Origin of the sequence: Gordonia sp. IITR100, from assembly GCF_002009645.1 — a bacterium.
Lineage (GTDB): Bacteria > Actinomycetota > Actinomycetes > Mycobacteriales > Mycobacteriaceae > Gordonia > Gordonia hongkongensis.
Map to the genome: position 1 here is coordinate 101,090 of NZ_MVKV01000002.1, position 24,911 is coordinate 126,000.

The 24,911-nt window shown below is 68.7% G+C and carries 26 protein-coding genes; 16 read left to right on the forward strand and 10 right to left on the reverse strand.

The window, feature by feature from the left end:
• The first annotated feature begins 194 nt into the window (after positions 1-194).
• From B1818_RS04285 to B1818_RS04300, 4 genes are read left to right on the forward strand one after another with little or no spacing between them, the layout of a single operon-like run.
• A complete protein-coding gene (locus B1818_RS04285) occupies positions 195-2,294 on the forward strand; it encodes an LCP family protein (RefSeq protein ID WP_254859557.1) in 2,100 nt (699 codons plus the stop codon).
• Complete coding sequence (locus B1818_RS04290; protein WP_078112026.1) at positions 2,282-2,998, forward strand: TIGR03089 family protein; 717 nt, start codon at positions 2,282-2,284, stop codon at positions 2,996-2,998. Before B1818_RS04285 ends, B1818_RS04290 begins: the two co-directional genes overlap by 13 nt.
• A 38-nt stretch (positions 2,999-3,036) precedes the next feature.
• Positions 3,037-3,411: a nitroreductase family deazaflavin-dependent oxidoreductase gene (locus B1818_RS04295; protein ID WP_078112027.1), complete on the forward strand. Its 375-nt coding sequence runs from the start codon at positions 3,037-3,039 to the stop codon at positions 3,409-3,411.
• A gap of 4 nt (positions 3,412-3,415) precedes the next feature.
• Entirely contained in the window at positions 3,416-4,246 is an 831-nt protein-coding gene (locus B1818_RS04300) for a dienelactone hydrolase family protein (RefSeq protein ID WP_078112028.1), read from the forward strand.
• Between the two features lie 12 nt (positions 4,247-4,258).
• Here the strand turns inward: B1818_RS04300 and purE are convergent, their stop codons facing one another.
• Entirely contained in the window at positions 4,259-4,771 is a 513-nt protein-coding gene (purE, locus tag B1818_RS04305) for a 5-(carboxyamino)imidazole ribonucleotide mutase (RefSeq protein ID WP_078112029.1), read from the reverse strand.
• Positions 4,768-5,964 (reverse strand): 5-(carboxyamino)imidazole ribonucleotide synthase, encoded by a 1,197-nt coding sequence (locus B1818_RS04310; protein ID WP_176455888.1) that lies wholly within the window; start codon positions 5,962-5,964, stop codon positions 4,768-4,770. The genes purE and B1818_RS04310 overlap by 4 nt, the downstream gene beginning before the upstream one ends.
• 182 nt (positions 5,965-6,146) lie before the next feature.
• On the opposite strand from B1818_RS04310, the gene B1818_RS04315 reads away from it, so the two are divergent.
• On the forward strand, positions 6,147-6,707 hold the full coding sequence (locus B1818_RS04315) for a GtrA family protein (RefSeq protein ID WP_197282748.1): 561 nt from the start codon (positions 6,147-6,149) through the stop codon (positions 6,705-6,707).
• Here the strand turns inward: B1818_RS04315 and B1818_RS04320 are convergent.
• From B1818_RS04320 to B1818_RS04330, 3 genes are read right to left on the reverse strand one after another with little or no spacing between them, the layout of a single operon-like run.
• Positions 6,679-8,076: a sensor histidine kinase KdpD gene (locus tag B1818_RS04320; protein WP_078112031.1), complete on the reverse strand. Its 1,398-nt coding sequence runs from the start codon at positions 8,074-8,076 to the stop codon at positions 6,679-6,681. The genes B1818_RS04315 and B1818_RS04320 overlap by 29 nt on opposite strands.
• A 7-nt stretch (positions 8,077-8,083) precedes the next feature.
• The gene (locus B1818_RS04325) at positions 8,084-8,758 is read right to left on the reverse strand and encodes a response regulator transcription factor (protein WP_078112032.1); all 675 of its coding nucleotides are present in this window, start codon (positions 8,756-8,758) and stop codon (positions 8,084-8,086) included.
• Complete coding sequence (locus tag B1818_RS04330; RefSeq protein WP_078112033.1) at positions 8,755-9,375, reverse strand: PH domain-containing protein; 621 nt, start codon at positions 9,373-9,375, stop codon at positions 8,755-8,757. The genes B1818_RS04325 and B1818_RS04330 overlap by 4 nt, the downstream gene beginning before the upstream one ends.
• 144 nt (positions 9,376-9,519) lie before the next feature.
• Here B1818_RS04330 and B1818_RS04335 point away from each other — a divergent pair, with 144 nt between their 5' ends.
• Positions 9,520-10,140: a hypothetical protein gene (locus B1818_RS04335; RefSeq protein ID WP_055475047.1), complete on the forward strand. Its 621-nt coding sequence runs from the start codon at positions 9,520-9,522 to the stop codon at positions 10,138-10,140.
• 81 nt (positions 10,141-10,221) lie between these two features.
• Here the strand turns inward: B1818_RS04335 and B1818_RS04340 are convergent, their stop codons facing one another.
• A complete protein-coding gene (locus B1818_RS04340; protein ID WP_078112034.1) occupies positions 10,222-11,013 on the reverse strand; it encodes a biotin--[acetyl-CoA-carboxylase] ligase in 792 nt (263 codons plus the stop codon).
• Between the two features lie 158 nt (positions 11,014-11,171).
• Here B1818_RS04340 and B1818_RS04345 point away from each other — a divergent pair, with 158 nt between their 5' ends.
• The 3 genes from B1818_RS04345 to B1818_RS04355 are packed head-to-tail and all read left to right on the forward strand — an operon-like array spanning position 11,172 to position 13,722.
• Positions 11,172-12,800 carry an acyl-CoA carboxylase subunit beta gene (locus B1818_RS04345; protein WP_058252695.1) on the forward strand — a complete coding sequence of 543 codons (1,629 nt, stop codon included), beginning with the start codon at positions 11,172-11,174 and terminating at the stop codon, positions 12,798-12,800.
• Between the two features lie 32 nt (positions 12,801-12,832).
• On the forward strand, positions 12,833-13,051 hold the full coding sequence (locus B1818_RS04350) for an acyl-CoA carboxylase subunit epsilon (protein WP_171011626.1): 219 nt from the start codon (positions 12,833-12,835) through the stop codon (positions 13,049-13,051).
• A 2-nt stretch (positions 13,052-13,053) separates the two neighbouring features.
• The gene (locus tag B1818_RS04355; protein WP_078112035.1) at positions 13,054-13,722 is read left to right on the forward strand and encodes a nucleoside triphosphate pyrophosphatase; all 669 of its coding nucleotides are present in this window, start codon (positions 13,054-13,056) and stop codon (positions 13,720-13,722) included.
• Between the two features lie 21 nt (positions 13,723-13,743).
• On the opposite strand, the gene B1818_RS04360 is transcribed toward B1818_RS04355, so the two are convergent.
• Positions 13,744-14,727: a metalloprotease gene (locus tag B1818_RS04360; RefSeq protein WP_254859564.1), complete on the reverse strand. Its 984-nt coding sequence runs from the start codon at positions 14,725-14,727 to the stop codon at positions 13,744-13,746.
• Positions 14,728-14,879: 152 nt separating this feature from the next.
• Between B1818_RS04360 and B1818_RS04370 the strand changes: the two genes are divergently transcribed.
• The 5 genes from B1818_RS04370 (at position 14,880) to B1818_RS04390 (ending at position 20,294) form a co-directional block, all read left to right on the forward strand.
• Positions 14,880-15,776: a sulfurtransferase gene (locus tag B1818_RS04370; protein ID WP_055475116.1), complete on the forward strand. Its 897-nt coding sequence runs from the start codon at positions 14,880-14,882 to the stop codon at positions 15,774-15,776.
• A 13-nt stretch (positions 15,777-15,789) separates the two neighbouring features.
• The gene (locus B1818_RS04375) at positions 15,790-16,227 is read left to right on the forward strand and encodes a SufE family protein (RefSeq protein WP_058252692.1); all 438 of its coding nucleotides are present in this window, start codon (positions 15,790-15,792) and stop codon (positions 16,225-16,227) included.
• The gene (locus tag B1818_RS04380; protein WP_078112037.1) at positions 16,224-17,777 is read left to right on the forward strand and encodes a condensation domain-containing protein; all 1,554 of its coding nucleotides are present in this window, start codon (positions 16,224-16,226) and stop codon (positions 17,775-17,777) included. The genes B1818_RS04375 and B1818_RS04380 overlap by 4 nt, the downstream gene beginning before the upstream one ends.
• Before the next feature lie 206 nt (positions 17,778-17,983).
• Positions 17,984-19,786: an acetyl/propionyl/methylcrotonyl-CoA carboxylase subunit alpha gene (locus tag B1818_RS04385; protein WP_078112038.1), complete on the forward strand. Its 1,803-nt coding sequence runs from the start codon at positions 17,984-17,986 to the stop codon at positions 19,784-19,786.
• A gap of 145 nt (positions 19,787-19,931) precedes the next feature.
• Positions 19,932-20,294, forward strand: a complete 363-nt coding sequence (locus B1818_RS04390) for a GNAT family N-acetyltransferase (protein ID WP_055475055.1) — start codon at positions 19,932-19,934, stop codon at positions 20,292-20,294.
• 112 nt (positions 20,295-20,406) lie between these two features.
• On the opposite strand, the gene B1818_RS04395 is transcribed toward B1818_RS04390, so the two are convergent.
• Positions 20,407-20,742, reverse strand: coding sequence for a hypothetical protein (locus B1818_RS04395; protein ID WP_058250608.1), 336 nt, complete (start codon positions 20,740-20,742; stop codon positions 20,407-20,409).
• Positions 20,742-20,933, reverse strand: coding sequence for a hypothetical protein (locus B1818_RS04400; protein ID WP_058250609.1), 192 nt, complete (start codon positions 20,931-20,933; stop codon positions 20,742-20,744). Before B1818_RS04400 ends, B1818_RS04395 begins: the two co-directional genes overlap by 1 nt.
• Positions 20,934-21,361: 428 nt before the next feature.
• Here B1818_RS04400 and B1818_RS04405 point away from each other — a divergent pair, with 428 nt between their 5' ends.
• The gene (locus tag B1818_RS04405; protein ID WP_139114192.1) at positions 21,362-22,045 is read left to right on the forward strand and encodes a hypothetical protein; all 684 of its coding nucleotides are present in this window, start codon (positions 21,362-21,364) and stop codon (positions 22,043-22,045) included.
• Between the two features lie 144 nt (positions 22,046-22,189).
• Positions 22,190-23,875, forward strand: coding sequence for an HNH endonuclease signature motif containing protein (locus B1818_RS04410; protein WP_254859566.1), 1,686 nt, complete (start codon positions 22,190-22,192; stop codon positions 23,873-23,875).
• A 39-nt stretch (positions 23,876-23,914) separates the two neighbouring features.
• Here the strand turns inward: B1818_RS04410 and B1818_RS04415 are convergent, their stop codons facing one another.
• Positions 23,915-24,769 (reverse strand): sigma-70 family RNA polymerase sigma factor, encoded by an 855-nt coding sequence (locus tag B1818_RS04415; RefSeq protein WP_078112040.1) that lies wholly within the window; start codon positions 24,767-24,769, stop codon positions 23,915-23,917.
• Positions 24,770-24,911 lie beyond the last annotated feature (142 nt).

Genomic DNA, 24,911 nt, shown 5'->3' on the forward strand with positions numbered 1-24,911 from the left:
CTCGCCGGCACACGTGACGACGGCTACTCACACGACCGGCGTTGCGTTCTCGAATTCGCGAATCACTTCAGTAGCCTGGCGACAGCACACAACAGCCGACCCGCCTTGCACATCAGCATCGACATCCTCAGGCGTAACGCTCGCCGCGTCGACCCCGGACCCGATGTGCCGACCTCGAAAGGGACCGCTCACCAGTGGATTCACCATCCGACGGCCCGCGTCGGCGCGCGCAGCCGCGCCGTCCGGCACGGCCGGGTCCGGACGGGCGTCAGCCGATGTCCGGCGATCGGCGCGCCCCGGAGCCCGGCGCGCGCAGGCGCCCGGCCCGGCCCCCGTACGACGGTGGACCAGATGGGCGCGAATCCCCGCGCCGCGCGGCACCGCTCCCCGGTGAACCGGGCAATCCCCCACCCCGAGCGCGACGCCAGCCCCCGCCGGACCCGCGACGTCGCGCTGCCGATCCACGCGAACCCCGCGACCCCCGGCGTCGGCCGGCCGCCGACCCCCGTAACTCCGAACGTCGCGACCCCGGCGATCGACGAGCCACGCCAGAAGCCGTGGAACCCACCCCGACCCGGCAGCGCCGCCCCGGCGAGCCGCGGCCCGTCCGACGCACCTCCGGCGAGATCCACACCCGCCCGGCCCCGGCCGCGAAGCGGACGTCCGAGCAGAAGCCAGGCGACCCCAAGACGAGCCCGCGGAAGCCGACCGCACGTCAGTCCACCGACCCGAAGCCGACCGGACCGAAACAGACCGGACCGAAATCGGCCGGACCGAAGTCCGGCGACCGGCGCACGGCGGCGACGTCGTCGGCACCCGAACCACCGTCGAAGCCGCCGGCCGACAGCCGACGCAAAGGTGCCCGCACCCCGGGGGCCGGCTGGGGTCGTGCGCTCATCGCGGTCGCCTCGGTGGCGGTGCTGTTGTGCACCGGATACGCCTGGAACACCATGTCGGACCTGCAGACCCGCATCACCCAGCTCGGCGGACTCGATCTCGGCGGTGGCGCCGAAGACGGGGCCGTCGACATCCTCCTCGTGGGCACCGATTCGCGGACCGACGCCAAGGGCAATCCGCTGTCGCCGGAGGAACTCCGACTCCTGCGGTCGGGCGACGAGGTCGCGACCAACACCGACACCATCCTGCTGATCCGCATCCCCGACGACGGCTCGTCGGCGACCGCGATCTCGATCCCCCGCGACTCGTATGTCGACGTACCCGGTGTCGGGATGAGCAAGATCAACGCCGCCTACGGCACGACGCGCGAAACCGTTCGCGCGCAAGCGGTCACCGATGGCAAGTCGGAGGGCGAGGCCGAGTCCGAGGGCACCCTGGCGGGCCGGAAGGCGTTGGTGGACACCGTCGCCAACCTGACCGGCGTGCAGGTCGACCACTACGCGGAGGTGGGCCTGCTGGGGTTCGTGCTGCTGACGAACGCGGCCGGCGGCATCGACGTCTGCTTGAACAACGCGGTCCGGGATCCCTTCACGGGCGCGCGGTTCCGCGCCGGCCGTCAGACTCTCGACGGGCCCAAGGCGCTCAGCTTCGTGCGCCAGCGCCACGGCCTCCCCCGCGGCGATCTCGACCGCATCACCCGTCAGCAGGCGTTCATGGCGTCGCTGACGCAGAAGATCATCTCGGCGAACACCCTGACCGATCCGGGCAAGCTGTCGGAGCTGCAGGACGCGGTGTCGCGGTCGGTGGTCATCGACGACGACTGGGACATCATCCGGTTCGCCGAACAGTTGAAGGACCTCAGCGGCGGCCGGGTGAAGTTCGCGACCATCCCGATCGTGACCGAGCAGGGCTGGAGCGAGGACGGTCAGCAGAGCGTCGTCCAGGTGGACCCGCGCGAGGTCCAGGCCTTCACCGGTGACCTGCTGGCACCGAAGCAGACGCAGGGCATCCAGCGCGGCGACTACACGGTCGACGTGGTCAACGCCGGCACCATCGACGGGCTCGCCTCGAACGTCGCGAACATCTTGACCAACAAGGGTTTCCGGGTCGGAGCCACCTCCAGCGGCAAGGCCGACACGAAGGACTCGATCGTGTACGCCAAGGAGAAGAGCGACGCCGCTCGGCTCCTCGCCAAGGATCTCGGCGGCGCCCAGGTCGTCGCCGATCCCGCACTCGGCGACGATCAGTTGAAGGTGGTGCTCACCAACACCTACGCCGGTCCGGGCTCGATCAGCGACACCGGCGACCAGACCGACAACACGCCGGCGAGCGAGCGCGTCGGCAACAAGCGCCCGCCGATCACCGCGGGCAACGAGGGGCCCATGTGCGTGAACTGACTCCGAACACTCTCACCGACGCGATCTTCGCCGCGGTCGCCGATCATTCGCGTCCGCTGCTGACCTACTACGACGACGCGACCGGCGAGCGCACCGAGCTCTCGGCGGCGACCCTCGGCAACTGGGCGGCCAAGACCGCGAACTACCTACGCGACGAGATCGGGGTCGCCGAAGGCGATGTCGTCGGGGTCGATCTCCCGGAGCACTGGCAGACGGCCGGCATCCTGCTGGGCGCGCTCTGGGCGGGCGCCGAGGTGCACTTCGACTCCACCGAAGACCCGATGGTCGTGTTCACCAGCCGTGATCGCCTGGACAGCCATCCCGACGTCGACGAGATCGTGGTCGCCTCGCTCGATCCGTTCGCGCTGCCGCTGCGCGACCTGCCGCCCGGCGTCGGCGACTACGGCAGCGTCGTCCGCGTCCACGGCGATCAGTTCTCGTCTCGGTACCCTGCATCGGCCACCCTGGAGGGCGCCCCCATCGGCGAGGTGCTCGACGACGCCCGGGCGACGGCTGAGCGCGAGGGAATCGGACCGGGCGCCCGCGTGGTGTCCACCCGGCCGTGGTACGCGGGCGACCGGGTGATCGCTCACCTCCTGGCACCTCTGCTGGCGGGCGGCAGCCTCGTCCACGTCTCCGCGGCCTCACCGGAACGGCTCGCGGCGATCGCCGAGATGGAAAAGGCCACCCTGATCCTGTCGTGAACCCCGCGGGCACGCCGCCGATCGGGCACAGTGGGGACATGCGAATCCCCCGCGTGGTGGCCCGGCTGAACAAGCGAGTGACCAACCCCATCCAGCGACAATGGGCGCCCAGACTGGCTCCGTACGCGATGGTCGAGCACGTCGGACGCAAGTCCGGCAAGCACTACTCCATCCCGGTGATGGCGTGGGTCGACGGCGATCGTCTCACCATCATCCTCACGTACGGGCGGCACACCGATTGGGTCCGCAACGTGCAGGCCGCCGGGACCTTCGGCCTGATCCGCAAGAACCGGCACTACCGGGTGACCGGTCCGCGGGTGGTGCCGTCGGACTCGCCGGACATCGCCCGGGGTGCCCGCATCCCGGCGCGACTCTTCGACTCCGCGCTCCTCGGCACACTGCACGCGGCGTGATCTGATGGCCGACGACCCGCTCGACGACTTCGTCGCCGAGGACGTGACCCTGTACGGGACCACCCGCCGGGTGCATCGCCTCGGCAGTGGTCCCGCCGTCATCGTCATCGCCGAGATGCCGGGGATCAGCCCCAAGGTCGCCGACGTCGCGCGCCGGGTGGCCGGGGCGGGCGCCACCGCGGTGCTGCCGTCGCTGTTCGGCGTCGACGGCCGTGATCCTCGCCCGGACAACCTCGGCGCGGTCGGCTCGGCGACGAACATGCTCGGCACCATCGCCCGGGCCTGCATCACCCGCGAGTTCACGATCCTGGCCACCGGCAAGACGTCACCGGTCGCGTCGTGGCTGCGGGCGTTGGCCGCCCGCGAACACGACCGGTGCGGCGGCCCCGGGGTCGGTGCCGTCGGGATGTGTTTCACCGGCGGGTTCGCACTCGCGATGGCCACCGACGAGCGGATGCTCGCCCCGGTGCTGTCCCAGCCCTCATTGCCGTTCGCGGTGTTGCCGGGACGCGCGCGGGCCATCGACGTGAGCGAGTCGGATCTCGCTCTGGTGCAAGCGCGGTGCGCACGCGGCCTCGAGGTGATGGGTCTGCGTTTCCAGGGCGACCGCCTCGTGCCGGGAGCCCGATTCGCGTACCTGCGGGAGCTCCTCGGCGATGCCTTCATCGGCATCGAACTACCCGACGAGTCCGCGAACCCGGATTCGATGCTGCCGCGGCCACATTCGGTGCTCACCGAGGACCTCCGCGACGAGCCCGGGCAACCGACCCGCGAGGCCTACGATCGGGTCATCGACTTCTTCACCGCGAAGCTCGGCCTGCAGCCGACGATCTGATCGGCGGAAGTGCTACTCCCCCAACAGTTCCTGCTGGAGTGCCGCGTCCTTGTCGAGAACCATCTGTTCGAGCCCCTGCTGGAATTCGACCATCCGGGCGCGCAGGTCGGCGTCGGCGGCGGCGAGGATGCGGACCGCGAGCAGCCCGGCGTTGCGGGCGCCGCCGACCGACACCGTGGCCACCGGGACCCCGGCGGGCATCTGCACGATCGACAGCAGCGAATCCAGTCCGTCGAGATGCCGCAGCGGGACCGGTACCCCGATCACCGGCAGCGGGGTCGCCGACGCGACCATGCCCGGAAGATGCGCGGCGCCACCGGCTCCCGCGACGATCACCTCGATGCCGTGGCCCGCCGCCCCTGCCGCGTAGTCGAGCATGCGCTGCGGTGTGCGGTGAGCCGAGACGACGCCCACCTGGAACGGCACGTCGAACTCGGCGAGGGCCTCGGCGGCCGCCTTCATCGTCGGCCAGTCCGAATCACTGCCCATGATCAGGCCCACCCGCGGGCCGTGCGTCTCACTCATGAATGTTCATCCCATCCGTCGGTCCACGTCGCCCGCGACATCCACTGGGCCGCGCGTTCGGCACGCTCCCGTACCGACTCCGGCGAATCCCCTTCGCGCCCGACGATGTTCACATGCCCGATCTTGCGATCGGGCCGCTCGCCCTTGCCGTAGAGATGCACCTTGGCCTCGGGCATCCGGGCCATGAGGTGGTGCAGCCGCTCGTCCATCGACATCGCCGGTGCGTCCGCCGCACCGAGGATGTTGGCCATCACCGTCACCGGCGCACTCGGTGCCGTGCTGCCCAACGGATAGTCGAGGACGGCGCGCAGGTGCTGCTCGAACTGCGAGGTCACCGCGCCGTCCATCGTCCAGTGCCCGCTGTTGTGCGGACGCATCGCCAGCTCGTTGACGACCAGCTCGCCGTCGACGGTCTCGAAGAGTTCCATCGCCATCACACCGACCACACCGAGCTCGTCGGCCAGCCGCAACGCCATCTGCTGTGCGTGCGCGGCGACCTCGTCGTCGAGCCCGGGAGCCGGTGCCAGGACGACCGCGCACTGCCCGTGGCGCTGGATGGTCTCGACCACCGGCCACGCCCCACCCTGACCGAACGGCGACCGCGCGATCATCGCCGACAACTCTCGTCGCATCGGCACCTTCTGTTCGGCGAGCAGCGCCGGTGCGTCGTCGGGGTACTCGTCGAAGACCGCGAGAGCGTCGTCCGCGCCGTCGACGAGCCACACCCCGCGGCCGTCGTAACCGCCGCGGACCGCCTTGACGACGATGGCCCAGTCGTTGGCCTCACCGAACTCGATCAGACGAGACCGGGCCGCGGCCCGGTCCCCGGACAGGTCGGCGAAGTCGGGCACGGGCAGGCCGAGCTCGGCCAGCCGGAACCGCATGGCGAGCTTGTCCTGCGCGAAATGCAGCGCCTTCGACGGCGGCAGCACCGCGACGCCGTCGGCTTCGAGTGCCTGCAGGTGCGCCAGCGGGACACCCTCGTGGTCGAAGGTCACCGCGACCGACCCGGACGCGGCGCGCCGCAGATCGTCGAGGTCGTCGTGCGACCCCAGGACGATGTCGGCGCTGACCTGGGCGGCCGGATCGGATTCCGAGGCCGCCAGTACCCGCAGGCACTGACCCAGCGCGATGGCGGCCTGGTGGGTCATCCGAGCGAGCTGGCCACCGCCGATCATCGTCACGGTCGGCATCCCCGACGCCCGGCCGCCCGGGCGCCCCGACTCAGGGACCGGCGGCACCTGCGACGACGGGGACACGGCCCCGCCGACCTGCTCGCGTGAATTCACGCGCACCATCGTGGCATGTATGCGGCATCATTCGCACAACCGCCCGGCACGTGTCCCGGCGGTTTCGTTTCGTACACTCGGATCTTGTGCCATTGATCGACGAGATGATCGCCCGCCTCCCAGCGCCGGTCCGTCGGCTCGTGATGCGGCACCACGAACTGATCAAGTTCGCGATGGTCGGCGGGACCACCTTCGTCTTCGACCTCGCCATCTTCTACAGCCTGAGCCTCACGGTCCTGGAGACCAAGCCGGTCATCGCCAAGGTCATCGCCGGCGTCCTGGCCACCATCCTGAGCTACATCCTCAATCGCGAGTGGGCGTTCAAGAACCGCGGCGGCCGCGAACGTCACCACGAGGCGATGCTGTTCTTCGCCATCAGCGGTATCGGCGTCATCCTCCAGGCCGCTCCACTGTTCGTCGCCAACAACATCTTCGACATGCGCTCCAACCTGAGCGTGTCCGAGATCGTGGTCATCGACTTCGTGCTCGGCTACATCATCGGCAACCTCATGCAGATGGCGTTCCGGTTCTGGGCACTGCGCAAGTTCGCCTTCCCCGAAGAACAGTTGCGCGGCGGGGACGCCGGATCGACCGACCTGCACCCCTCGCTCGCCGAGCTCAACGATGAGGAACTCGGTCACGCCTGACGCCCGATCGCGGGGACCGGCCGGAGTTCTCGTCGATCTCGTCGGCGAGTTCGGAGTCGCCCCGGTCGGTGCCGAGCTGATCGCGTCCGGTGACGAGCCGCGCGGGCACGACGATCGCGAACACCGGCGGTCGCCGGACGGTCAGTTCGAGTCGGCCACCGTCGGATTCGATCAATGCCCGCGCGAGTGACAGGCCGACCCCGCTCCGGCCCGCGCCGGGCCGTCGCCCGGCCGAGAAACCCCGACGGAAGATGTGTGCGGCGATCTCGTCGGCGACCCCGTCACCCTCGTCGGCGACGGTGATGCGCACCAGATCCCCCGCGGGCAGGGTGCCGACGTGGATCCGGCAGGTCCCGCGGCCGTGCTGCAGGGCGTTGTCGACCAGCACACTGACCGCCTCCCGGAGACGACCCGGGTTCGCGGTCAGCGCGTGCGGGACGCCGTCGAAGGTCGCCAGCAGTTCGCGGCCCCTCGCCTCGAAGGCGTGCCGGAAATCCCCGACCAGCGTCGTCAGCATGTCCGACACGTCGACGAACTCGGGCGCGGGTTCGTCGGCCCGGGACGCCTCGACCAGCTCGTCGAGTTCGGCGGAGAGCCGCTCGATCTGATCGAGGGCGGCCTCGGCCTCGGTGACGACCGCGGGGTCGTCGTGCAGGGAGAGTTCCTCCAGGCGCAGCTGGATCGCGGTGAGGCGGCTGCGCAGCTGATGGGAGGCGTCACCGGCGACCTCTCGCTCGCGCTCGAGGCGCAGGGCGAGTTCGGCGTTCGCGTCGGCCAGTGCACGCGACACCCGATCGAGTTCGGCGATGCCGTACATCTTCCACTGGGTCCGGAAGTCGCCCCGGCCCATGGTCGCGGCCCGATCGGCGAGATCGGTCAGCGGATCGACGATCCGACCCGCGGTGACCGCGGCGACCAGCGTGCCGCCGATGACGGACGCGACGACGATGACGGCCACGATCGAGGCGGCGGTGAACTGGTCGTTGCGTACCTCGTCGCGCGGGATGGACAGGGTCAGCGTCCCGGCTGCGCCGAGCGCGATGGACTCCGAGAGCCGGGGCTCGCTGATGTCCGCCCCGACCACCGTGCGCTGCAGGGTGCCGGTGGGGTCGGGGAAGGTGACGATCAGGCTGCCGTTCGGCGGCAGCAGCAGCTGGAACGCCTCACGGTCGAGGGACTCCGGCGGGATCCGGCCGTCGGCCCCCTCCTGCCGGATCAGCTGATCTGCGATGACCTTCAGCCGGTTGTCGAGGTCCTGGTGCGCGTTGTCGGCGACCCACCACCACGCGACGACACTCAGCGGGATGCCCAGCAGCCCGCCGACCGCCAGCAGGACGGCGATCATGGTCGTGAGCAGGCGACGGCGCATGAGACGACTAGGGGTCGAACCGGAAGCCGACGCCGCGCACGGTCACGATGTGGCGGGGACGGTCGTGGCGGTCGTCGCCGATCTTCCGGCGCAGCCACGAGATGTGCATGTCCAGGGTCTTCGACGACCGTAGGTCGGCCGAACCCCACACCTCGGTGAGGATCTCCTCGCGCGTCACCACCTCGCCCGCGCGTTCCATGAGGAAGCGCAGCAGGTCGAACTCGCGGTTGGCCAGGGTGAGGTCGTGTCCGTTCACCAGGACGCGGCGTGCCCGCGCGTCCAGGCGCAGGGCACCGCCCTCGAGGACGACGTCGCCGGGCTGGCGACGCCGCAGGAGGGCACGCACCCGCGCCAGCAGCTCGGCCAGGCGGAACGGCTTGCCGACGTAGTCGTCGGCGCCGGCGTCGAGGCCGACCACGAAATCCACCTCGTCGGTGCGTGCGGTCAGCATCAGCACCGCGAGCGCGGGTCGCTGGGCCCGTACCCGCCGGCACACCTCCAGACCGTCGAGCACCGGTAGCCCGAGGTCGAGGATCATCAATTCATAGCGGGTATCGAGGGCCTTCTCCAGGGCATCCGCCCCGGTCGAGACCACCTCGCAGCCGTAACCCTCACGCGACAGCGCCCGCGCGAGCGGTTCGGCGATCGCGGCGTCGTCCTCGGCGAGCAGCACGGTCGTCATCGGTCGCGGACCCCTCGGTTCTCCGCCCGGTCACCGGGGTGCACGGGACCGTCGGCGGGCTGGTCGTGGGAATCGCGCCGGTGTCCGTCCCACGGATGATCGTCGTCGTCGTGGACGTCGAGCACCTCGTGGTACAGCAGCGCGTGCACCCTCTCCACCTGCGGGATGTCGTCGAAGGACAGCGGTTCGTCGGAGGCCGACTCGATGACCAGCGTGCCGGTGCGCAGCATCCGGTCGACGAGGCCGTGCCGGAACTCGACGGTGTTGATCCGGCGGATCGGGATGTCGATGCCCGACCGGGTGATGATTCCGTTGCGGAACATCACCCGCCGGTCGGTGAGCACGAAATGCGTTGTCTTCCAGGACATCAGCGGGCGGACGAAGTACCAGCAGAAGCCGATGGCCCAGACCGCCGCGACCGCGATGAGCAGCACGGTCTGCGGTGTCGACCGCAACCCCGACGACGTGATGACGCCGAGGAGTACGCCGGCGGCGGCGGTGAGGAGCCCGAACAACAGGAACGGCCCGAGCAGGCATTTCCAGTGCGGGTGCCGATGGAGGACGACGCGTTCCCCCGACGCCAGATTCTCCCGCGGATAGGCCATGCGGCTCAGCATAAACGGCCGGGTGCCGCAGTAGACTGCCAATCACGCCGACCGCCGCCGTCCTCGTGCCGTGAGCATGCCAGGGCCCTGACACCAGATCCGACCGACACCAGATCCGACCATCGGCTCCCACGACCGGTCGGGGAGGAGAACGCCATGAGCTACCAGGATCCCCGCGACCCGCGGACCGCGCGCTACGAGTCCGGTTACACACCCGAGTCGCGTGCCTACAGCAGCCAGAACGACCCGTATGCGCGCGATCCGTACGCCGCCGATCCCTATGCGGGGGATCCGTACGGGGGCCAGGGCGCCTACGGCCGGCCCGGCCAACCCGCCAAGCCCCGTCGTGGCCCGGACATCAACCCCGTCACGTTCGCCGGCGGTGTGGTCATGACCGGCGTGGTGACCGGTCTCGCGGCATGGCTCGTCGCCTGGATCATCTCCGCATTCGTGGAGAAGGTGAACGAGTCGGGCAAGTTCGGCGTGTGGAACCCGGTCGCCGCCAGCGAGCTCTGGTTCGGCGTCGTCGGCTTCCTGTGCGCGCTCGCCGCGGGTGCGCTCTGGTACGTGCTGCACCTGGTCACGCCGTCACCCGATCAGTTCTACCGGTGGATCGTCGGCCTGCTGCTGGTGGCGGCCGTGCTGATCCCGATCCTGACCTACAACCAGATCTCGGTGGGCATCGAGACCGCGATCGTGCATCTGGTGATCGGTCTGCCCTCGCTGACGATCATCCCGGCGATGGCCGGCAAGAGCGTCCAGCGCCCCGCCGGCTGAGCCGGCGAGGAGCGGAGCGACGAGCCGAGTGTTCCCCGCCGGCTGAGCCGGCGAGGAGCGGAGCGACGAGCCGAGTCGAAGTCACTCCGGCCGCAGGTGGGTGACGTCCCCCGCGGCGGCCACCACCTGCTCACCGTCGGCGTCGACGACGATCCGGCCGGAGGAGTCGACACCGGTCGCGGTGCCGACGACCTCACGATCGCCGGGCAGGACCAGCCGTACGCGACGGCCGATGGTGTCGCTGTCGTCGCGGTACCGCGCCGCGAGCCCGTCCAGGTCGTGCGGCCACAGGTCGAGCAGCTCGGAGAGCGCCCGCAGGTACGACGCGGCGAGCTCGGTCAGGGGGACGTCGCGGCCGGTGGCGAGCCGGAGCGAGGTGGCGGTCGGGACCGGCAGCTGGCCCTCCGCCATCGTGGTGTTGAGCCCGGTGCCGATCACCGCCACGCCTCCCGGGCCACCTACGGCATGGTCGCTGCGGGTGTATTCCGAGAGGATGCCCGCGACCTTCTTGCCGTCGATCAGCACGTCGTTCGGCCATTTGAGCGTCGGACGGATCCCCATCGCGTCGTCGACACCCTGCACGGCGGCGAGTCCGGCCAGCAGCGACAGCCAGCCCAGGTCCTCGGTGTGGTCGGCGACGTCGAGCGCGGCCGACATGGCCAGCTGCGTGCCGGCCGGCGCGGTCCAGGTGCGGGCGTGACGGCCACGTCCGGCGGTCTGGTCGGTGGTGATCCGCACGGTGCCCCCGACGGATTCGCCGGAGGCGCGCGAGACGAGGTCGGCATTGGTCGAACCGGTCGCCTCGACCACCTCGATCCGGTGCCAGCGGGTGCCGGTGAGACGGGTGCGGAGCAGATCGGCGTCGAGACTCATACCTGACGAAACTACTGGCCGCCGCCTCCGCACGAACGGATACCACCGGTTTCACGGTCGACCCGCCGGCCCACCGACCGATCGCTCGTAAACCTGAGGGATATCTCACGTTGATCCGGTTGACGTGGCTCACACTCGGGTAGTTAGCATCGTCAGTCATGACCACTGCTTCGCGCGACGACGCCGCCGCTCCCGACATCCACACGACGGCGGGAAAGCTCGCCGATCTGCGCAATCGTCTCGAGGAGACCAAGCATCCGGTGGGTGAGGCCGCCGTCGAGAAGACCCACGCCAAGGGCAAGCTCACCGCGCGGGAACGGATCACCCACCTGCTCGACGAGGGTTCCTTCGTCGAACTCGACGCCCTCGCCCGGCACCGCAGCACCAACTTCGGACTCGCCGAGCGCCGCCCGCTCGGCGACGGCGTCGTCTCGGGTTACGGCACCATCGACGGTCGCGAGGTCTGCGTCTTCTCGCAGGATTCCACCGTCTTCGGCGGCAGCCTCGGCGAGGTCTACGGCGAGAAGATCGTCAAGGTCATGGACCTCGCGATCAAGACCGGTCGCCCCCTGATCGGCATCAACGACGGCGCCGGGGCCCGCATCCAGGAGGGCGTGGTCTCGCTCGGCCTCTACGGCGAGATCTTCCACCGCAACGTGCGTGCTTCCGGTGTCATCCCGCAGATCTCGCTGATCATGGGCGCCGCGGCCGGCGGTCACGTGTACTCCCCCGCGCTCACCGACTTCGTGGTCATGGTCGACCAGACCAGCCAGATGTTCATCACCGGTCCGGACGTCATCAAGACGGTCACCGGCGAAGAGGTGACGATGGAGGAGCTCGGCGGTGCCCACACGCACATGTCGAAGTCGGGCACGGCGCACTACGTCGCCTCCGACGAAGAGGACGCCCTGGAGTACGTCAAGGAACTCCTGAGCTACCTGCCGAGCAACAACCGCGCCGATGCCCCGCGTCTGCCCGTCGCGCAGCCGGCCGCCGGTTCCATCGAGGACACCCTCACCGAAGAGGACCTCGAGCTCGACACGCTGATCCCGGATTCGCCGAACCAGCCCTACGACATGCACGAGGTCATCCGTCGCATCCTCGACGACGACGAGTTCCTCGAGGTGCAGGCCGAGTACGCGACGAACATCATCGTCGGCTACGGCCGGGTGGACGGTCGCAGCGTCGGCATCGTCGCCAACCAGCCGACGCAGTTCGCCGGCTGCCTCGACATCGACGCTTCGGAGAAGGCCGCCCGGTTCGTGCGCACCTGCGACGCCTTCAACATCCCCATCGTCACCCTGGTCGACGTCCCGGGCTTCCTTCCCGGTACCGATCAGGAGTACCGCGGCATCATCCGTCGCGGCGCGAAGCTGCTCTACGCCTACGGCGAGGCGACGGTCGGCAAGATCACCGTCATCACCCGGAAGGCCTACGGCGGCGCGTACGACGTCATGGGCTCCAAGCACATGGGTGCCGACGTGAACCTGGCGTGGCCCACCGCCCAGATCGCCGTCATGGGCGCATCGGGTGCGGTCGGGTTCGTCTACCGCAGCCAGCTCAAGGACGCGGCCGCCAAGGGTGAGGACGTCGACGCACTGCGTCTGCAGCTGCAGGAGGAGTACGAGGACACCCTCGTCAACCCGTATGTCGCGGCCGCCCGCGGATACGTGGACGCGGTGATCCCGCCGAGCCACACCCGCGGTCAGATCGCCACCGCGCTCAAGCTGCTCGAGCGCAAGATGGTCAACCTGCCGCCCAAGAAGCACGGCAACATCCCCCTGTGACACCAGCGGTCAGTTCCGAGAGCGAGAATTCCGTGAGCGAAGACTCCACGAAGTCCGAGCGTCCGTTCCTGACGGTCGTCGGCGGCAATCCGACCGACGAGGACCTCGCCGTGCTGGTGACCGTCCTCGCCGGCGCCGGTTCGGGCGGCGGTTCGGCCGAGCCCGAGACCCGGAACGACTGGGGCCACCCGATCGACCGGCTGCGTCCGCAGTGGGGCGGTCCGGGAAGCTTCACCAACCTGCGTTACTGACGATGACATCCGAATCCGAGATCGGGCCGGGTACTCCCGGCCCGATCTTCGTACTCGGTTCGGCCTCCCCTGCCCGGCTCCGCATCCTTCGGGCGGCAGGCGTCGAGCCGGTCGTGCGGGTGTCGGATGTCGACGAGGATGCGCTCCTCGCCGCGCTCCCCGATTCCACACCGGCCGGTGTGGTGGTCGCCGAACTCGCCCGCGCGAAGGCGGAAGCCGTTGCGGCACTTCCGGAGATCGCCGAACTCGCCGGGTCCGGCAGCCCCGTGGCGGTCATCGGCTGCGACTCGATGCTCCATCTACGCGGCCGGCTGCTCGGCAAACCGCACACCCCCGAACGCGCCGTCGCGCAGTGGTCGGAGATGGGCGGTCGTAGCGCGGACCTGCTGACCGGCCATCACCTGATCCGCCTCGACCGGCCCGCGACCGCCGGCGGGACGAGCTCCACCACGATCCATTTCGCCGCCGCCGACGACCACGTCATCGAGCGGTATGTCGCCAGCGGTGAACCCCTGCAGGTGGCCGGCGCCTTCACCCTCGACGGTCTGGGTGGCTGGCTCATCGAGCGCATCGAGGGCGACCCGTCGTCGGTCATCGGTATCGGCCTGCCGCTGGTCCGCACGCTCCTGGCGGACGTCGGGCTCTCGGTCACCGACTTCTGGCGCCACTGACCACGGCTCCCTGAGGTGGCCCTACTCCACCTCGAAGAACTCCGGCCAGTACCGCTCGATGCAGTCGACCGGCTGACCCTGGCGGTTGAACTGCGGGCCGGTCAGTCCGACCGTCAACGCCACCGCACGTTCGCGCGCCGAGCCGTGTCCGGAGGCGCCGCCGGTGTCGCCGATGATCGGCAGCAGCGTCGCGACCTGCAGGATCTCCCGCGCACCGAGCGCATCACGCTGGTAGGCGGTTGCACCCCAGTTCGCGGCCAGGCAGTCGGCGATGAGCTCGCTGTTCTTGCCGGCCGGGAGACGGCTGTCGGGGATGTCGAACGCCTCGGCCATCCGGAACACGACGTTGTGGCCGTACTCGTGCGCGACCACGATCGCCGCGGTGAAGTCGCCGACGATCGGCGACGGCACCCCGAAGACGTTGCCGTCCCAGATGGCCGCGAAGGTGTCGACCGGGAGCACGATGCTGCCCTCGGTCGGGGTGCCCTCTCCGTTCGGTTCGGTGTCCACTCCACAGAAGAACGCGTTGGCCTCGTCGGACGGGATCGGTACGGGGTCCGAATCCTCGTCGCCGGCAATGCACTCCGTGGCGAAGGAGGTGCCGGACTCGATCAGCACCCGTCCCGGTGCCGGGTCGCCCCAGCCCAGTTCGTCGAACCACCCACCCCATGTCTGGTCGAGGTCGTCGAGGAGCGTGGTCAGGTAGTCGGGCACCGCGGTGTCCACGTTGGCCGGGGTGACCCCGCTGGTCATGAGTTCCGCGGTCGGCGTCGGCAACTTCGGGCAGTCGTCGGGCCGGCACTGCGCCGCGTCGGCGTCGCCGGTCGGGCCCGTTGAGCGCGACGGCGTCGGACTCGGTGCGCTGCTTGTCGACGCGGACGACGGACGGGACTCCCCGGAATCCTCGGACGGGATGAGTGCGCATCCGCTTCCGACAGTCAGTGTCACCACGGCGGCCAGAGCGACCGCCCACCGCATCGCGAGGGGCCCGCGTCGATCGATCATTCGGCGAACGTAGCAGGCGGGACCCGCTTCACCTGGGGTTTGTCGTCTGATCGAAGCACGGTCCGGCCGATGCCCTACGCTTTATCAGCGGGACCGCAGATGGTCCGCGCGTGATCCACGCGGAACGTCCGAACAGCGAGCTGGAGAGCACCGTGAGCGTTGACACCGACCCGAATCCGGCCTTCGCCGACTACGCCCACCCCGAGCGGCTGGTGACGACCCAGTGGCTGTCGGCGCATCTCGGCGCCAAAGGACTCAAGATCATCGAGTCCGACGAGGATGTGCTGCTCTACGACATCGGCCACATCCCGACCGCTCAGAAGATCGACTGGCACCTTCATCTCAACGACCCGGTCACGCGCGACTACATCAACGGCGAGCAGTTCGCGGAACTGATGCGCAGCAAGGGAATCGAACGCGACGACACCGTCGTGATCTACGGCGACAAGAGCAACTGGTGGGCCGCCTACGCGCTGTGGGTCTTCACCCTGTTCGGCCACGAGGACGTCCGCCTGCTCGACGGTGGCCGCGACGCCTGGATGGCCGAGGACCGTGACACCTCCTTCGACGTCCCCGATTACCCGCGGTCGGACTACCCGGTGGTCGAGCGCGACGACGCCAAGATCCGCGCGTTCGCGCCGCAGGTCCTGGAGGCCCTGGGCACCGAGCCCCTCGTCGACGTCCGTTCCCCGCAGGAGTACACCGGCGAGCGCACGCACATGCCGGACTACCCGGAGGAGGGCGCGCTGCGCGGCGGGCACATCCCGACCGCCATCTCGATCCCGTGGGCGAAGTCCGCCGCCCCCGACGGCCGTTTCCGCAGCCGCGCCGAACTCGACGAGATCTACGCCGGGCTCGACCCGAAGACACCCACGATCGCCTACTGCCGCATCGGTGAGCGGTCGAGCCACACCTGGTTCGTGCTGACACATCTGCTGGGGCACACCGCGGTCCGCAACTACGACGGATCGTGGACCGAGTGGGGCAACGCGGTGCGCGTGCCGATCGCCGTCGGCGAGGAGCCGGGCGCCGTTCCCGGCACCGAGTGAACCCGACCGCACGATGAGTCTGCCTCCAGCCCTGGCCGAGATCGTCGACGACTTCGGCGCACTCGGCGACTCCGACAAGGTCACGCTCCTGCTCGAGTTCGCCGGCGAATTGCCGGACATACCGGCGCATCTCGAGCAGGATGCGATGGAACCGGTACCCGAGTGCCAGTCGCCGGTCTTCCTGTCCGTCGACGCCGCGGACCCGTCGTCGGTGCGGCTGTATTTCAGCGCTCCGCGCGAGGCGCCGACGACCCGCGGTTTCGCCGCCATCCTGCATCAGGGACTCGACACCGCGTCGGCGCGCGAAATCCTCGACGTGCCATCGGATTTCTATTACGACCTGGGACTCGGCAGCGCCGTGAGTCCGCTGCGCCTGCGGGGTATGGCGGGCATGCTGGGCCGCATCAAGGCGCAGGTTCGCGCCCAGGTGCCCGACACGCCCGGGGCATGAAGTTCATCCAGATCCGCGACGAACCCATCGCGCCCGGCGGTCTCGTCGAGTGGACGCCGTATGTGCCGGGCGGACTGGGCGATTGGGACTACGACTCGCGCCTGACCTCGCATAATCACGAGCAGCATCTGCGCGCGGCGTTCGAGTACCGGGTCCGCACGCGTCGCGAGGGCGGACGTGAGGCCTGGCTCGGGTTGAGCATCGAGTTCGACGAGCCGCTGTCGATTCCGGCCATCCGGTCGGTGCTGACCCAGTGGATCAACCGGCACGAGGTGCTGCGTAGTCACGTCGTCATCAAGGGCTCCGGCCTGCAGCGGCTGACCACCGCGCCGGGGACCGTGAAACTCAAGATGGGCCGGGTCGGCTGGTACGCCGAGTCGGGTCCGCTCGTCGAGCAACTGGCGGGCTCGTTCGATCGCGCCACCGCCCCGCTGCACTGGCCGGCCTACCGGTTCGCGACGGTCGGACGCGAACGCTCGTTCACGCTCCTCTTCGCCGCCGATCACTCGCTGGTCGACGGGTACTCGCTGATCATGGCCCAGCAGGAGCTGGTGTCGATGTACCGGGCGGCGCGGGAGCATCGCGGCGCCAATCTGCCCGAGGTCGGCAGTTATGTCGACTTCAGCGCCGAGGAACGCCGGCTCGCCGACCAGACCGGGCGCGATCATCCGGCCGTCGGCTTGTGGTCGGAGTTCCTGGCCGCCGGCAACGGTGACATGCCCGGCCTGCACACGGCCGACCCGGCCAACGATCACCGCACCCCCGACGATGCCGCCCCCGACGATGTCGACACGGCCGCGGCACTCCCCCAGGAGTCCCTGTGGGGTGTCGTCGCCGACGACGCGACGGCCAACCGGTTCACCGCGATCTGCTCGGAGGCCGGCGGCACGCTGACCGCCGGAGTGCTGGCGGCCTTCGCCGTGGTGCACCACGAACTGACCGGCGATCGGCAGTTCCGGTGTGTGCTGCCGCGGCACACGCGCGACGACGCCCGCTGGCTGACCTCCCTCGGCTGGTTCGTCGGGGTCGCTCCCTTCTGTCTGGACATGTCCGACTCCCCGACGTTCGACCAGGCCGTCGTCCGATCCACCGCCGCGCTCAAGCACGGGCGTCAGGGCGCTTCGCTGCCGTTCCTGCGGGTGGCCGACCTGATCGGGCACGAGGGTGGCCCGCGGTTCGTCATCTCGTTCATCGACACGCGCTATGCGCCGGGCGCCGGGGCCGCCGACGCGGGGCGTGCGAAGGTCCTCCGCAGTCACAGCTACTCGCCCGACGAGGTGTACATCTGGATCAACCGCACCCCGTCGGGGCTGCGGTACTCCGCCCGGTTCCCGCGCGAGTCGCCACTGCGTGAGCTCGGCGTCGCCGCCTCGGCGAACACCCCGGGTGCACAACATGAGGGAAACGTCACATTTCCCGCCGCCGAGGCCCGTTCCGAAGACGGTTGGGCGATCGACCCGACAGGTGGTCCCGTCCACGCCTACCTGCGTGCTTTCGCCGAACTGGTCCGACGCCTCGGTGATGCGAGCACATTCTCTCCGGCGTTGTGACCCAGGGCTCCACCGAACGATTGCTCGGTGGGCTAGGGTATTGCCCGGAAGGTCACGACACCTGCACCGCGAAGGTGTCGCATCGCCCTCGCCGTCCGCATCCTGGCCGGTGACGGCGGGCCGCCAGACTTGACCGACGTCCGCCAAACGTGTCGCGTGCGCTACCGCGTCGTGCACCTGAGTACGAGTAAGGCCCAGGAGAACAAGTGCCCAGTACCTCTGCGAACACTCCGTCCGCAATCAGCAAGGTCCTCATCGCCAACCGTGGCGAAATCGCTGTCCGCGTGATCCGCGCCGCCCGGGATGCAGGTATCGCGAGCGTCGCGGTGTACGCCGAGCCCGACGCGAACGCACTGTTCGTCAAACTCGCCGACGAGGCTTTCGCACTGGGCGGGCAGACATCGGCGGAGTCGTACCTGGTCTTCGACAAGATCCTCGACGCGGCCAAGAAATCCGGCGCCGACGCGATCCACCCGGGTTACGGCTTCCTGTCGGAGAACGGCGACTTCGCGCAGGCCGTCATCGACGCCGGGCTGATCTGGATCGGTCCGTCACCGCAGTCGATCCGCGACCTCGGCGACAAGGTGACCGCGCGCCACATCGCGCTCAAGGCCGACGCACCGATGGCCCCCGGCACCAAGGATCCGGTGAAGGACGCCGACGAGGTCGTCGCCTTCGCCCAGGAGCACGGCGTGCCGGTCGCCATCAAGGCGGCATTCGGCGGCGGTGGACGCGGCATGAAGGTCGCCTACACGATCGAGGAGATCCCGCACCTGTTCGAGTCGGCCACCCGCGAGGCCGTCGCGGCGTTCGGTCGCGGGGAGTGCTTCGTCGAGCGCTACCTCGACAAGGCCCGCCACGTCGAGGCCCAGGTCATCGCCGACCAGCACGGCAACGTCATCGTCGCCGGCACCCGCGACTGCTCGCTGCAGCGTCGATTCCAGAAGCTGGTCGAGGAGGCCCCGGCTCCGTTCCTGACCGACGAGCAGCGCACCAAGATCCACGAGTCCGCCAAGGCCATCTGCCGCGAGGCCGGCTACTACGGCGCCGGCACGGTCGAGTTCCTGGTCGGCAGCGACGGGCTGGTCTCGTTCCTCGAGGTCAACACCCGCCTGCAGGTGGAGCACCCGGTCACCGAGGAGACCGCGGGCATCGACCTGGTGCGTCAGCAGTTCCGCATCGCCAACGGCGAGAAACTGGAGATCACCGAGGACCCGACCCCGCGCGGCCACGCCTTCGAGTTCCGCATCAACGGTGAGGACGCCGGCCGCAACTTCCTGCCCGCCCCGGGACCGATCTCGGTCTACAAGGAGCCGACCGGCCCCGGCGTCCGCGTCGACTCCGGCGTCGTCGAGGGCGACGTCATCGGCGGCCAGTTCGACTCGATGCTGGCCAAGCTGATCGTCACCGGCGAGACCCGCGAGCAGGCGCTGGAGCGTTCGCGTCGTGCACTGGCCGAGTTCGAGGTCGAGGGCCTGGCGACGGTCATCCCGTTCCACCGGCACATCGTCTCCAATCCCGCCTTCATCGGCGACGGCGAGAAGTTCGACGTCTACACCAAGTGGATCGAGACCGATTGGGACAACCCGATCGAGCCGTACACCGGCGGCGAGCCCATCGAGGACGAGGAGGCCGCCCCGCGGCAGAACGTCGTCGTCGAGGTCGGCGGCCGTCGCGTCGAGGTGTCGCTGCCCGGCGATCTCGCCCTCGGTGGCGGTGGTGGCTCGGCCAACGGCGTCGTCCGCAAGAAGCCGAAGGCACGTTCGCGTAAAAAGGGTGGCGGCGCAGCCGTTTCCGGCGACGCCGTGGCAGCTCCGATGCAGGGCACCGTCGTCAAGGTCGCCGTCGAGGAGGGCCAGGAGGTCGCCGCCGGTGATCTGGTCGTCGTCCTCGAGGCCATGAAGATGGAGAACCCGGTCACCGCCCACAAGGACGGCGTCGTCACCGGCCTCACCATCGAGGCCGGCGCTGCCGTCACCCAGGGCACGGTGCTGCTCGAGCTGAAGTAAGACACACCGCTCCCTCGCTGCCTGAGGTGCGAGGAGCGATAGCGACGAGCCACGAAGGCCTGGTGAGACGATCTCGCCAGCCCTTCGTGGCTCACTTCGCTCGCACCTCAGGGAACAGTGGGCGCAAGCGCATCGAAGGGACGTTGTGCAACCAGTCGAGATCAACGCCGGAACGTGGTATCTGCGTGCGCTTCGTGCGGACGAGCGGATCACCGACGTCCCGGCGTTGTCTCATCTCGAGGTCGACGACCCCGCCGCGTACGTCGCTGCGGCGCAGCGTGACTGGGAGTCGGAGACACGATTCGTCTGGGCGATCTGCATCCCCACCACCGGTGAGCTCATCGCCCTGATCGGGGTCACGCCGAACGGCTCGTCGGGCCGCCTGTGGGGCGAGGCACGCGACGGCTACGACGAGGCGCTGGACACCGCCGTCGGGCCGGTCTCGAGGTTTGCCGAGGGTGCACTCGGTCTGGTTGTCGGGCAAATGCTGTCGCGCGGGATCGGCTGAGACGCGGAGTCAGCACACGACCATTCGTCGTACCCGGGGCGATCTTCGTCCATTCGGCGATCTGCGCGCCGCTTCAGATGACCCAGGTCTTGCTCACCGCCGAACGTTACGGTCAGCAATCTCCGCAGGTCGTCTTGATCCAGGAAAGGTCGTACCGGATTTCTCCTCGGTCGCCGCAGAATTCGCATACGGTGCTCGACTCGTCGGTTGTCGCGTCGACCAGGAGCTCGCAAAGGCTCCACGTGAAATCGTCGACCGAGTCTCCGTAATTGAGGTAGCAGCGCACAACCCCGAACTTCTCCTTGATCTGCGCGTAGGTGAAGTCGTCGGTGACGGCTGAGAGCCGGCGATGGAGGCGAACCAAGAGCGGATACCAGCCGGCGTTCACAGTGCAGTCGACTACCGGGGACGCCATCGCGGCGGGGAGTCGGACGGGTTCGGGCGCCATCAGGCGACGCCTCGCTCGGCCTCCGCGGGCCCCTCGGAATCCACGCCCGTCAGTGCGCTCCTGGAGTCGGATCGCAGGCGATCGGCGGCGGTGTCGGCTCGGCGCATCTCACCGATCTTGCGAACGATACCCGCGAAGGTGGCGGCCTCGACCGAATCATCTGAATGTGCGCGGGCTTTCGAGTTGGTCATGTCGCCTCCGCTCGGTTCGGCCGACTCGACGCGTCGGCTTCCGTCAACAGAATGCGACGCAGCACCGACATCTGTCAGAGATCGTCGTCCAACTGCCACAGCTCACTCCACGGTTGATGTCACCGGCACCGAGTAGGTTCTCGGCGTAGTAATGACGACCCGGACGGGACACCCCGGAGGAGATGACCGCGATGGGCACGATGAAGACGACTGACCAGTGGATCGATTCGTCCTGTGAGGGCCCCGATCGGTTCACTCGGATCATCGCAGAGTCGCAGGCGCAGTCGCTGATCCCTCACTCGACACCCTCAGATGAAGCCAGAGCTCTCGCGTGGGAGTTGGTCGACCGGCGCGATCGGATCGCCGCCGAGTTGTGGGACTGCCGGACATCGGGAATCTCTGTGCCGGTTGGGAAGACGGCACTCCGCTTGGCATCCGGAGCGCTCTACGACGCCGAGCAAGCGGTGGTCGACGAACTCGTCTCGCGGATCCCGGCGAGAGCGGTTCATGAGCGGATGAACTCCGCCGCCTACCTGGCAGCGGATATCGACGCTGCGACAGCCGAGGCCGCAGTGCTCGACACACATGAATCCGTCGGTCGGGCAACGCAGCACGAGGCCACCGATACCGAACTGCTCGGCGATCCCGCCGACTACGCCGGAATCGACCCCATCGAGGACGTGGCGATTCCACCCCGGATCGAATGGACCGAAGCCGACCGCAAGGCCGTGCTCGACGAGGCCATCGGAACGTACGGAATCGCTGCCGGCGAGTGGTACTCGGTGGAATGGCCGCCGACGGAGGGCTCCCTGTGGGACCCCGGATACCTCGTCACCTCGGACTGGGAGCCATGCGACGAACACGCCGACGATCCGGACAGTGACGCAGCACTCGACTGTGTCCGATGCGAAGACTCGGTCACCACTGAGGTCGAAGCGATGGCCGTCTGGAAGTTCACGACCAGGTTGACTCACCACCGAATCGGGTTCGACAGCAACGGTTCTCTGATCGTCGATCGGGTGGCGGAGGAGATGGACCCGACATTCGAGGTACGCGAGATCACGCAGGACCCACGCCTGATCCGCATCGGCCTGCCACGCGGACATCGCTGACCTCGATCTGAGGATGACCTGTCGGTGCGTCGTGGTTGCATCATCGGATATTCGAAGGAGAAACAAATACACCCTTGACTCGAACATATATTCGAGTATCGTGGAGGTATGTCATCGGGGGCGGGGGCCGGGTCCACTACATCTGTGGACCCATCACAGGAGTCGGTCGAGCCGCGCTTTCGTCCCGACCATGAACTCTCCGCTGCCGAACTCGTCGAGGTCCTCAACCACTGCGCGGGTTTGGCGGCAGCGTCGGCGCATCGAATGATGGTCGTTGCCAGCCTCATTCACGACGAACGCGAGATGGACTACGCGCAGCGGCGCGCCGAGACGCACAGCGGCGAACTCGACTCCATCGAAGCCTTCGAGCACCTGTCCGCGCGGGTGGCCGCTGGTGAGAATCCCTACGAGCAGTTCGGGCCCAACGGTCTCGAACAGGCCATCGCCGAAGTCGGTGCCACCCTCACCGTGACGCCGGCCGAGGCGAAAGATCTCATCGAAGCCGGCGACGCACTGCGCTACCGACTCTCCTTCACCGGACACGCACTCGCGTGCGGTCGAATCGACAAGCGCCGCTTCCTCATCGCCCTCAAACGCACCGACCTCATCACCGACGACGAAGAGATGCAGACCGTCGACGCCCATCTCGCCGAGGCGATCTTCGCCCGCGCACCGATGTCCACGGCCCGGTTCACCGCCATGGTCGATTCCATCGTCGCCAAGTGGGCACCCGACGCGATCCGCCGACGCAAGGAGCGAGTGAAATCCGACCGCAAGGTGACCGTCACCCCCGACCGGTTCACACCCGGGCAGTCCCGGATCTCCGGCACGCTGCCCACTGCTGATGCCGCCGAGTTCGACGCCCGCCTGACGGCGATGGCCACCGCGGTCCACGCCGGTGACCCTCGAAAGTTGGCCAACCGCCGAGTCGATGCTCTGAAAGCGCTCGCGCGGGGCGAAGCTTCTATCGCGTGCGAATGCGACGACTGCCGACCTGCCGCAATGGACATTGAAGCCGACACCACCGGGGACGTCGACGCAGCGACAGTGGACACCGCCGACCACACGACTGAGGCACCCGCGCGCCACTCCGGGAACGATGACACCGACACCCCGGACAGCGACACGGTTGTCGCCGACCCTCCGGGTCCGGACGCGTCGCCGTCGTCATCGCCGGCGCCGCGCGCGACCTTTCACATCGTGGTGAACCTGTCGACCCTGATCGGTCTAGACAACGACCCCGCATTCCTCGACCGCCACGGCATCCTCGACGCCGACACCGCCCGGCAGCTGCTCGCCGAAGCCCGACGCACCTACATCCATCCCGCACCGAACCCCGCCGCGCCCGACGCGCCACCGGTATCGCCTCCCGAGGCGGACAGTTCGACAACGCGATACACCCCCTCGAAGAAGCTCCAGGCGCTGGTGCGCGCCGGCGAACTGTGCTGCACCTTCCCCGGCTGCAACGCCCCGGTCTGGCAGATCGATCTCGACCACACCGAACCCTTCGATCACACCGACCCGCGTCGCGGTGGCCCGACCGATGCGCGCAACCTCAAACCGCTGTGCCGGTTCCATCACCGCATCAAGACCTTCACCAGCTGGCAGGACCACCAAGACGAGTCCCGCACCGCCTGGTTCACCACCCCCACCGGGCACATGTTCGTCGGCAACGCCTTCAGCGGACGCGACCTGTTCAACAAGCTCTTCCCCAGACGGTCACCCGATCATCCCGCCCGCGACAGACTCGACACGCAGCGCGACAACGACTTCCGGCGCCACCAACGCGCCGAGAAGCGCTGGAACGACGCCAACCCGCCACCGTTCTAGAGATTCCGCTCCGGACGGAGCAGCTCCCCATATCGCCGGTCAGGACCACTCTGACACGGTGGCAAATGTCATGCGACGGATGTCGACTCTCGCGACGCGGCCGTCGACCACAACAACATCGATGACGGCGAGCGGGTGACCGCCCGGTGCGATCACATGAACCATCCGACCTCCCAGCCACATCGGCGTGCTTGCCCGGATACGGTCGGCGAAGAATCGGGTCTCCTCCGCGACCGCCCGGGCGCCCCGGACCACGGTCGGTGTGTCCGGCGGTACCAGTGACCGGTCGGCGACACGGATGCAATCCTCGCCCAACAGCGCGACCATCGCATCAAGACTGCCGCCGCGCGCCGCGGCCAGAAAGGCGTCGACGACCAGGGACGCATCACCCGACGGCAGTTCAGGGTCCAGCTCGGAGTTCAACCGCGAAGACGCGATCCGTCCGCGTGCCCGGCTCGCATGCTTCTTCGCACCGTCCACACTGGTGTCGAGGATCGTTGCGACCTCACCGAACGGAACCGCAAAGAGGTCATGCAGCACATAGGCCACGCGTTGCGACGGCGTCAACCGATCGAGGACCACCATCAGCGCACGTGACACGTTCTCGCGCTGCAGGTAGAGCTCGTCGGCCGCGACAGCCTCCGCGGGGAGAGCGTCGGCGAACAGCGGATCTTCCTGTCGTCTGCCGCGGGCGCGCAACTGATCGAGACACACCCGGGTGAGTGTTGTCGTCAACCATGCGGCAGGGTTGCGGATCTCGGTGCCGTCGACACGCAGCGAGTTGAGCCACGTGCTCTGCACGGCGTCCTCGGCGTCGTGGATCGAGCCGAGCATCCGGAACGCCATGGCGGTCAGCTGCGGTCGTAGATCTTCGAACTCTGAGGTCGGTACCACCGGATGTCACCTTCTCGTGGGGTAGGACGTCGGTACGGATGAGAGCACCACACTCACATCGTCCATCCGACAACCCACCTCAGAGGAGGACACATGTCGACCGTACCGACCCGGCCACCGCGCGGCGGAACCCGACCAGCGA